Genomic DNA, 7,048 nt, shown 5'->3' with positions numbered 1-7,048 from the left:
CGGAGAGCAGCCGACCAACGGTCGGCTCTACACGGTGGGGGGCCGTGTCCTGAGCAGCCGACCAACGGTCGGCTCTACACGGTGGGGGCCGTGTCCTGAGCAGCCGACCAACGGTCGGCTCTACAACCGGGGCGGGCCATCTTCCAGCACCTGCCGCAGGAACGGCACGGTGATGCGCCGCTGCGCGGCCATGGATTCACGGTCCAGCCAGTCCAGCAGGCTTACCAGGCTGCCCAGCTCGCGGCCGGTGTGGGTCAACAGCCATTCGATCGCCGCTTCGTCGATCGCCAGTCCACGCCGCAGCGCGCGCTCGCGCAACACCGCCGCGCGGCCTTCGTCATCCAGCGGCTGCAGCTGCAGGCGCACGCACTGCTGCAGGCGCGAACGCAGGTCGGGCAGCACCAGGCCCAGCTGGTCCGGGCCGTGCTGGGCGGTATACAGCAGGGTAATGCCGGCGCTGCGCGCACGGTTGTGGAAATCGAACAGCGCCACCTCGTCCTCGCGCTGGCCGGCCACTGCATCCAGCCCATCCAGCGCGACCAGGTCGCGGCCTTCCAGCGACTCCAGCGCGGCGCGGGTACGCCCCACCACCGCCTTCAGCGGCAGGTAGGTCGGCTGCCGGCCAGCCTGTTCGGCGAGCGAACACATCGCCAGCGCCTGGTGGGTCTTGCCGGTGCCGGCCGCGCCTTCCAGGTACACCCAGTCGTGCGCGGCGCCCACCGCGATGGCACGCAGCTGCGCCAGCGCACCGTCGGGTGCGCCGATGAAGGTTTCCAGGCGCTCGTCCTGCGGATAGCGCAGGGCGAGCGGCAGCTGCGGGACGACACTCACTGCGGGTCAGGCGCCTTCGGTGAGGTCTCGACAATGATCGTCGGCTTGTCGATGTAGGAATCCAGCACGATCGCCGAGCGCTCGCCGGCGTACAGGTCACTCTGCCGGTAACGCTGGTGCGCGTAGCGCAGCAGCACGTTGCTGACCGCCGCCACCGGCAGTGCCAGCAGCATGCCGAGGAAACCGAACAGCTGGCCGCCGGCCATCACCGCGAAGATCACCGCCACCGGATGCAGGCCGATCTTGTCGCCGACGATGCGCGGGGTCAGCACGTAGCTTTCCAGCAGCTGGCCCACGGTGAACACGACACCGACCAGGATCAGCAGCTTGAGGTCGAAGCCCTGCGCCTGCACCAGCGCGGCGGCAATGGCCATCACGATGCCGGTGGTCGCGCCCAGGTACGGGATGAAGCTGATCAGGCCGGCCACCAGGCCGATCAACAGGCCCAGCTTCAGGCCCACCAACGACAGGCCGGCGGCGTACACCACGCCCAGCGCGATCATCACCAGGAACTGGCCACGGATGAACGCACCCAGCACTTCGTCCGATTCGCGGGCCAGCTTGGTGATGGTGCCGATGTGATTGCGCGGGATCATCGAGGCCACCCGTTCGACCAGCTTGTCCCAGTCACGCAGGAAGTAGAACGCCAGGATCGGCAGCAGCAGGATGTTGACCACCCAGGTCACCATCGTGAAGCCCGAACGCGAGACGTAGCCGAAGAACGTCTTGGCGAAGCCGCCCGCCTGCTGCCAATGGCTGCGCACCCACTCGATCAGGCGGTCCGGATCCATCCACTGCATGATCTCCAGGCCGGTCTTCTGCTCGAACCAGGGAATGCCGGTCTGCATCAGCCACTGCTGCGCCTGCGGAATGGCCGCCACCAGCGTGGCGATCTGGCGTTCGATCATCGGCACCAGGATCAGCAGCGCGGCGGTGATCATCAGGATCATCGCCACGAACACCAGCACCACGCCGGTATTGCGCGAACGACCGGTCGCCTCGATCCGGTCGACCAGCGGGTCGCCCAGCCAGGCCAGCGCCAGGGCGAGCACGAACGGGGTCAGGATCGGGCCCAACAACCAGATCACCCAACCGGCCGCCAGCGCCACCAGGACGTACTTGAGGCGGCGCAGGAACTGCGCGATCTCCGCTTCGGGGGTCAGGATCATCGCAGGCGGTACTCGTTGCTGGCCGGGGGCGGCGGGGTGCCGGGCGCTTCATTGGGATCGATCGGCACCGGCAGCGGGGCCAGCGGCACGATCACGCCGTTGTCGCCCAGCATGCGGTTCAGGCCGGCCAGGCCGGTGGTCATGTCCAGCGACAGCTCCAGGCGGTTGCCCGAGGCACGCAGCGGGGTGATGTTGCGCACCACCGGGTTCTCGCGCAGGCCCGCAGCCAGGCGCAGGTAATCCTCGGCGCTGTCCAGCCCGGTCACCGCGATGGTGTAGCTGCCAGCCGCACCCGTGGCGACACCGGCCTTGGCATACCGGCGCACCAGCGCATCGGCAGTGCCGTCAGCACCGCCGGCCATGGCCCGGCGGGCATCGCTGTCCTTGGTGGTCCACTTGTTCAGTTCCTTGCCACCGTCCACGAACACCCAGTCGGCCACCCAGCCGCCGTTGGCGCGGTACAGCTTGCCCACCAGCTGCATCGGCGGGGCGTAGCGCGAGGACGCGCGCGCCACCGCAGCGGTGTCCTGACGCCAGATCGCGCCGACCAGTGCCTGTTCGGCCGCGCTGCCGCCGGGCAGGCCCAGCTTGTAGCCACGCTCGACCGCACGGGCCAGCAGCGGGCGTGCCGCATTGGCCTGCTGCACGCTGACCAGACGCGGGCCGGAGCCGTCGTCGATGGCCAGCCAGACCACCGGCTTGGGCCGCGGCTGCGGCCACAACGGCAGGCCCAGCGCGGAGATCAGGCCGTCCACCTCATCCTCGCGGAACCGGGCCACCAGCATGGTGCGGAAACTGGGGGCACCGCTGGCCGAGGTGCTCTGGTCCTGGCGGTAGTCATAACTGGCCACGTAGTCCTTGGCCCCGCGCAGGGCCTGGGCCACACCCGGGCGCGCCATGACGCTGCGGTCGCCGGACAACTTGCCCAGCACCACGCCCAGCGCGCGCGACAGGGCGCCGTTGCGGTCGGCATCGGCCTGGCTGTTGACCGGTACTTCGGCCTCGTAAGCACCGCTGGCAGTGGCCACGTCGCCTTCGGTACGCAGCCCGCTCTGGGCCATCGTGGCCACCGGCAGGCATAGCGTGAGGAGCATCATCAAAAAGAGGCTGCGGCGCATCAGGACTTCCATTGAGCGTATCCGGGGGGAATTGTTGCCCGAATAGGGCCTGCGCGCCAACGTGGCCTGTTAAAATCGCGCTTTCACCCCAGCGCAGCGCCGACGCCCGTGACCAATTCCCCGTCCAATCCCTCTCCCCTGACCTACCGCGACGCCGGCGTCGACATCGACGCGGGCAACGAACTGGTCGAGCGCATCAAGCCGCTGGTCAAGCGCAGCTTCCGCCCTGAAGTGATGGGCGGGCTGGGTGGCTTCGGGGCCCTGTTCGACCTGTCCAACAAGTACCGCGAGCCGGTGCTGGTGTCGGGCACGGACGGCGTTGGCACGAAGCTGAAGCTGGCACAACAGCTGGGCCGCCACGACACGATCGGCATCGATCTGGTCGCCATGTGCGTGAACGACGTGCTGGTGCAGGGCGCCGAACCGCTGTTCTTCCTGGATTACTTCGCGACCGGCAAGCTGGACATCGACACCGCCGCAGCGGTCGTGGGCGGCATCGCCAACGGCTGCACCGAGGCCGGCTGCGCGCTGATCGGCGGCGAAACCGCTGAAATGCCGGACATGTACGCCCCCGGCGAGTATGACCTGGCCGGCTTCACCGTCGCCGGTGTCGAAAAGAGCGAGCTGAAAGACGGCGCCAGCGTGGCCGCCGGCGATGTGCTGATCGGCATCGCCTCCTCCGGCCCGCACTCCAACGGTTATTCGCTRGTGCGCCRCATCTACGACCGCGCCGGCCAGCCGGCCGACCTTGAGCTGGAGGGCGGGGTCAAGCTGGTCGATGCACTGATGGCCCCGACCCGCCTGTACGTCAAGCCGATCCTGGCGCTGCTGAAGAGCCACGGCGCGGCCATTCACGGCATGGCCCACATCACCGGCGGCGGCCTGACCGAGAACATCATCCGTGTGGTGCCTGAAGGCCTTGGCCTGAACATCCAGGCCGATGCCTGGACCCTGCCGCCGGTGTTCCAGTGGCTGCAGAAGGAAGGCGCCGTGGCGGACGCCGAGATGTGGCGCACCTTCAACTGCGGCATCGGCTTCGTGCTGATCGTGGCCGCCGACCAGGTCCAGGCCGTCTCCGCCGCCGTCTCCGCGCAGGGCCTGGATCACTGGACGATCGGTGAAGTCACCACCGCCAGCGGTGCCGAACGCGTGCGGATCGGCTGATCCACGTCGTGGCGCCCCGCCTGGAGGCCGACACGCCACCGACGCTGCCGGCCTCGCCGCCGGCCGTGCCGGCTGCGCGACTGTCGCACAACGACGTGTCGCAGCTGCGCACGCTGTCGATCCTGCATTACGTGCTGGCCGGCTTCGTGGCCTTTTTCTCGCTGTTTCCGCTGATCTACCTGTTCCTCGGCATCGCGCTGCTGAGCGGCTCGATGCCGCTCGATGGTGGTGCGTCGGGCGCGCTGGGTGCCGAAGCGGTCGGGGTGATGTTCGTGGTGATGTCGCTGTTCTTCATCCTCGCCGGCATGACGCTGGCCGGCCTCATGGTGTTCGCCGGGCGTTGCCTGATGCAGCGTCGCCGCCACACGCTGTGCATGGTGGTGGCCGGCCTGAGCTGTCTGTGCATGCCGCTGGGCACGGTGCTGGGGGTGTTCACCCTGATGGTGCTGTCACGCGCCCCGGTACGCGAAAGCTTCCTGGGCACTGCGACCCCGCTCGCACCGACGCCCTGATCCGCCGCCACCGCCCGCCATGACCCTCCCCCGCCGAATCGTCGCGCCCATGTCCATTGCCAAGAAGACCGCGTTCGCCGGGGTGCTGGCCGTGTTCGCCGCCACCTGGGTGCATCCACTGTGGCCGGCCGAACAGGCATTGCACGGCTCGCTCGCGGTGATCGGGCTGGCCGCGCTGTGGTGGGTGGATCGCCGCTGGCGGCTGGGCAATGGCGCCTTTATCGCGATCTGCGCCTTCATCGCCATCCACTGCGTGGCCGCGCGCTGGCTCTATTCCAATGTGCCCTACGACGCCTGGCTGCAGGCCGCGACCGGCTGGTCGCCGAACGTGGCGTTCGGCTGGCAGCGCAACCACTTCGACCGGCTGATCCACCTGCTCTACGGCCTGTGCTTCACCCCGGCGCTGGTACAGCTGGTCCGGCATGGCTGGCCGGCCCTGCGCATCGGCCAGGCCTTCACCCTGTCGGTGATGGCGATCATGTGTTCCAGCCTGGCCTACGAATGGCTGGAATGGGGCATCGCGCTGCTGTTGTCGCCCGAAGCAGCCGAGGCCTACAACGGCCAGCAGGGTGACATGTGGGATGCGCACGCGGACATGCTGCTGGCCACGCTGGGCAGCCTGCTGGTGTGGCCGTTGGCACGCCGGGAGGCGCGGTGATGCGTACGCGCAGCCGCATCGCGGTGCTGGCCTCTGGCCGTGGCAGCAACCTGCAGGCGATCCTCGCCGCGATCGGCGCCGGCCAGCTCGATGCCGAGGTGGTCGCGGTGCTGTCGGACAAGCCCGAGGCGCCTGCGTTGCAGCACGTGGCGGCCGAACAGCGCTGGGCACGCTCGCCCCGGGACTTCGCCGACCGCGACGCGTTCGATGCCGCGCTCGGCGATGCGCTGGCCGGCTTCGCGCCGGATTGGGTGGTCTGCGCCGGTTACATGCGCATCCTCGGCCGGCATTTCGTTGAACGCTTCGACGGTCGGCTGGTCAACATCCATCCCTCCCTGCTGCCGCTCTACAAGGGCCTGCATACGCATGCGCGCGCGCTGGAGGCCGGCGATGCCGAGCACGGCGCCAGCGTGCACTTCGTGGTGCCCGAGCTGGATGCCGGCACCGTACTGGCCCAGGCGCGGGTGCCGGTAGCGCCCGGCGACACCGCCGAAACCCTGGCCCAGCGCGTGCTGGCGGTGGAACATCCGCTGCTGATCGCCAGCCTGCAGTGGCTGGTGGCCGGCCGCGTGGCTGAACGTGAGGGGCAACTGCAGGTCGACGGTCACCCCCTGTTTAGGCCGCTGCGCCTAGATTGCGCCGGCAAGCTGAACGCGTGACCGGCACGCACACGCGCTGCTGATCCGTTCGCTGGCATCCTCTTCCCTCCCTTCTTTCCCTGCCCGCATGAAGACCTCCCCGTCCAAGCCCGTGCTGCTGCTTGCATCCCTGCTGTGCACCGTGGCCATCGCACAGGCGCAGGAGCCGCCGGCCCCGGCCGCGCCCCCGGCAATGCCTGCGATCAGCTGGGAGGCGCCCGCGCTGGAACCGTTCACCGCCACCTACCAGGCCCTGTACAAGGGCAAGGAAGCCGGTGACGCCACCATGCGCGTCACCCACACCGGCGGCGCGCAGTGGCGGGTGGACATGCAGGTGGTCGGCCGGCGCGGCTTTGCCAGCGTGCTCGGTTTGAACCTGGAACAGAGCACGGTCTTCGAAAAACAGGGCGACACCTACGTGCCCATCAGCCAGGCCACCGTGCGCAAAGGCCTGTTTCTGGGCAAGAAGGTCAGCGGCACCTACAACTGGCAGGCCGGCACCGCGCAGTGGCTGGGCGACCTGAAGAAGGAACGCACCCAGCCGATCCCGCTGCAACCCGGCGATCAAAGCGCGCTGCTGATCAACCTGGCGATCATGCGCGACGCCCGTCCGGGCGGGCAGATGCACTACCGCTACGTTGATGTCGGCCGCGTGCGCCAGCACGACTACCAGGCCGCCCCCGACACCGAGAACGTGCAGGTCGGCGAGCTCTCCTACAACGCGCTGCGGGTCCATCGGACCAACGGCGGCAATGACGAAACCATCCTCTGGATCGCCAACGGTGTTCCCACGCCGGTGCGCATCCTGCAACGCGAAGATGGCGAAGATCGGATTGATCTGCGCCTGATCGAATACCAAGGAGTCTGAGCATGAACCTGATGAACCGTCCGCTGACCTGGATCGCCGCTGGCGCCCTGGCCGTAGTCAGCCTGCCGGCCATGGCCCTGCAACCCTTCC

Annotated in this window: 8 protein-coding genes and 1 pseudogene; 6 read left to right on the top strand and 3 right to left on the bottom strand. The window is 68.6% G+C overall.

Features of this window, described 5'->3' with window-relative positions:
* Positions 1 to 120 precede the first annotated feature (120 nt).
* Genes hda through AC1DQP_RS14070 form a run of 3 tightly spaced genes read right to left on the bottom strand, consistent with a single transcriptional unit; the run spans position 121 to position 3,118 of the window.
* Entirely contained in the window at positions 121 to 831 is a 711-nt protein-coding gene (hda, locus tag AC1DQP_RS14080) for a DnaA regulatory inactivator Hda (RefSeq protein WP_457319476.1), read from the bottom strand.
* Entirely contained in the window at positions 828 to 2,000 is a 1,173-nt protein-coding gene (locus AC1DQP_RS14075; RefSeq protein WP_256775731.1) for an AI-2E family transporter, read from the bottom strand. Before AC1DQP_RS14075 ends, hda begins: the two co-directional genes overlap by 4 nt.
* Positions 1,997 to 3,118: a DUF2066 domain-containing protein gene (locus AC1DQP_RS14070; protein ID WP_457319475.1), complete on the bottom strand. Its 1,122-nt coding sequence runs from the start codon at positions 3,116 to 3,118 to the stop codon at positions 1,997 to 1,999. Before AC1DQP_RS14070 ends, AC1DQP_RS14075 begins: the two co-directional genes overlap by 4 nt.
* Positions 3,119 to 3,256: 138 nt before the next feature.
* Here AC1DQP_RS14070 and purM point away from each other — a divergent pair, with 138 nt between their 5' ends.
* The 6 genes and pseudogenes from purM to AC1DQP_RS14040 all read left to right on the top strand — a co-directional run.
* A complete protein-coding gene (purM, locus tag AC1DQP_RS14065; protein ID WP_478051834.1) occupies positions 3,257 to 4,282 on the top strand; it encodes a phosphoribosylformylglycinamidine cyclo-ligase in 1,026 nt (341 codons plus the stop codon).
* Positions 4,283 to 4,326: 44 nt separating this feature from the next.
* Positions 4,327 to 4,794, top strand: a complete 468-nt coding sequence (locus tag AC1DQP_RS14060) for a hypothetical protein (RefSeq protein ID WP_457319477.1) — start codon at positions 4,327 to 4,329, stop codon at positions 4,792 to 4,794.
* A 49-nt stretch (positions 4,795 to 4,843) separates the two neighbouring features.
* Entirely contained in the window at positions 4,844 to 5,452 is a 609-nt protein-coding gene (locus AC1DQP_RS14055; RefSeq protein ID WP_457319474.1) for a DUF2238 domain-containing protein, read from the top strand.
* Positions 5,452 to 6,111 (top strand): phosphoribosylglycinamide formyltransferase, encoded by a 660-nt coding sequence (gene purN, locus AC1DQP_RS14050; RefSeq protein ID WP_457319473.1) that lies wholly within the window; start codon positions 5,452 to 5,454, stop codon positions 6,109 to 6,111. Before AC1DQP_RS14055 ends, purN begins: the two co-directional genes overlap by 1 nt.
* Positions 6,112 to 6,178: 67 nt before the next feature.
* A complete protein-coding gene (locus AC1DQP_RS14045) occupies positions 6,179 to 6,958 on the top strand; it encodes a DUF3108 domain-containing protein (protein ID WP_256775727.1) in 780 nt (259 codons plus the stop codon).
* A 2-nt stretch (positions 6,959 to 6,960) separates the two neighbouring features.
* Positions 6,961 to 7,048: pseudogene (locus AC1DQP_RS14040) on the top strand (DUF3108 domain-containing protein); the annotation flags it as partial.

Source organism: Stenotrophomonas sp. P5_A8 (assembly GCF_056400545.1).
This window is presented reverse-complemented; position numbering and strand designations above follow the sequence as displayed.

Coding starts and splice junctions, on each gene's coding strand:
- AC1DQP_RS14075 (WP_256775731.1), bottom strand. CDS start 2,000: ATGATCCTGACCCCCGAAGCGGAGATCGCGCAGTTCCTGCGCCGCCTC.
- AC1DQP_RS14070 (WP_457319475.1), bottom strand. CDS start 3,118: ATGCGCCGCAGCCTCTTTTTGATGATGCTCCTCACGCTATGCCTGCCG.
- AC1DQP_RS14055 (WP_457319474.1), top strand. CDS start 4,844: ATGTCCATTGCCAAGAAGACCGCGTTCGCCGGGGTGCTGGCCGTGTTC.
- purN (WP_457319473.1), top strand. CDS start 5,452: ATGCGTACGCGCAGCCGCATCGCGGTGCTGGCCTCTGGCCGTGGCAGC.
- AC1DQP_RS14045 (WP_256775727.1), top strand. CDS start 6,179: ATGAAGACCTCCCCGTCCAAGCCCGTGCTGCTGCTTGCATCCCTGCTG.